This window comes from Janthinobacterium sp. BHSEK, from assembly GCF_056174685.1.
Genome location: NZ_JBWBYV010000192.1, coordinates 1 through 994 on the forward strand (window position 1 = coordinate 1; position 994 = coordinate 994).

At 48.9% G+C, this 994-nt stretch carries 2 tRNA genes and 2 rRNA genes; all 4 read right to left on the reverse strand.

The window, feature by feature from the left end:
* Positions 1-210, reverse strand: a 23S ribosomal RNA gene (locus tag AC0V2Y_RS28290); the annotation flags it as partial.
* A 240-nt stretch (positions 211-450) separates the two neighbouring features.
* Positions 451-526, reverse strand: a tRNA-Ala gene (locus AC0V2Y_RS28295).
* A gap of 67 nt (positions 527-593) precedes the next feature.
* Positions 594-670, reverse strand: a tRNA-Ile gene (locus AC0V2Y_RS28300).
* Positions 671-773: 103 nt separating this feature from the next.
* Positions 774-994: ribosomal RNA gene (locus tag AC0V2Y_RS28305) — 16S ribosomal RNA — on the reverse strand; the annotation flags it as partial.

Genomic DNA, 994 nt, shown 5'->3' on the forward strand with positions numbered 1-994 from the left:
CCTGCAGCTACTTAGATGTTTCAGTTCGCCGCGTTCGCCTTGCATACCTATGTATTCAGTATGCAATACCCTAAAAGGGTGGGTTGCCCCATTCGGAAATCTGCGGATCAAAGTGTGTTTGCTCACTCCCCGCAGCTTATCGCAAGCTACTACGTCCTTCATCGCCTGTAATCGCCAAGGCATCCACCATGTGCACTTATTCGCTTGTCCCTATAACGTTAGCCTCTTCATTCTTTCAAACGAAAAGAGCGCTACAGGGATAAGAAAGTACAACGTTGTTGCTTGTTTGTTGATACATACAATCATTACCCATCGATTTACCTTTTACGGCAAACCGATCAATAAATAATCTTTACTTCTTCCAGATTGTTAAAGAACGAAACAGCTTTGATCGCTAAAAGATCAAACCTAAACCTGACTGGCTTACGTTTGCACTTTCGGGTAAAACTTTGGTGGAGGATGACGGGATCGAACCGACGACCCCCTGCTTGCAAAGCAGGTGCTCTCCCAGCTGAGCTAATCCCCCTGTGGGTATTACATACTGGTAGGTCTGGCTGGACTAGTGTCCACCTTACCCCCGGGTTTGTTTTTACTGGTAGGGCTGGTTGGACTCGAACCAACGACCCCCGCGTTATCAACACGGTGCTCTAACCAGCTGAGCTACAGCCCCAACGCGGTGCTACTACGACGACTACTGTTTCTTCTCTTACTAACAGCCGATAAGTGTGAACATTTGATGCGTGAATCATTTACGTGATTCGTGCAAACTCTAGAAAGGAGGTGATCCAGCCGCACCTTCCGATACGGCTACCTTGTTACGACTTCACCCCAGTCACGAATCCTACCGTGGTAAGCGCCCTCCTTGCGGTTAAGCTACCTACTTCTGGTAAAACCCGCTCCCATGGTGTGACGGGCGGTGTGTACAAGACCCGGGAACGTATTCACCGCGACATGCTGATCCGCGATTACTAGCGATTCCAACTTCATGCAGTCG